This is a genomic window from Sphingobium bisphenolivorans (assembly GCF_000412635.1).
GTDB classification, from domain to species: domain Bacteria; phylum Pseudomonadota; class Alphaproteobacteria; order Sphingomonadales; family Sphingomonadaceae; genus Sphingobium; species Sphingobium bisphenolivorans.
Window position 1 is genome coordinate 1 of record NZ_ASTG01000066.1, and the last position, 375, is coordinate 375.

The window sequence follows — 375 nt, forward strand, 5'->3', positions numbered from 1 at the left end:
TCCCGGTTGAGCCTGTGACCGAACAGTGGCGCAAGCCTGCCATAGCGCTTCGAGGGTTCGAAAGCGTAGAGGCGCCGGTCGGACAGGCGAGGAATGCGCGGCTCGAAATCGAGCCCGAGGAGATGCATCGTTGCGAACACGATGTCGGAAACGCCGCCTCCATCGACGTGCAGCGCGGTCAGATCGGCGTTGCTGTCATGGCCGAGGAGCCCATCGAGCGCATGGATGGCTTCTCCTGCCGTGCCGGCGATCACCGTCTGGTGCAGCGGCGCGTAGCGGTCGGTGATGGTGGTGTAGATCTTGACCACTGGGTCGCGACCATAATGGGCGTTGACCGCTCCGCCGGCTTCGCCCGGCCCGCCCAGGTAGAAGGCC

1 protein-coding gene is annotated in these 375 nt (G+C 65.3%); it reads right to left on the reverse strand.

Annotated elements, in window-relative coordinates:
- Positions 1 to 375, reverse strand: a 375-nt coding sequence (locus L858_RS20840) for a Tn3 family transposase (protein ID WP_022684661.1), incomplete at both ends; no start/stop codon positions are given.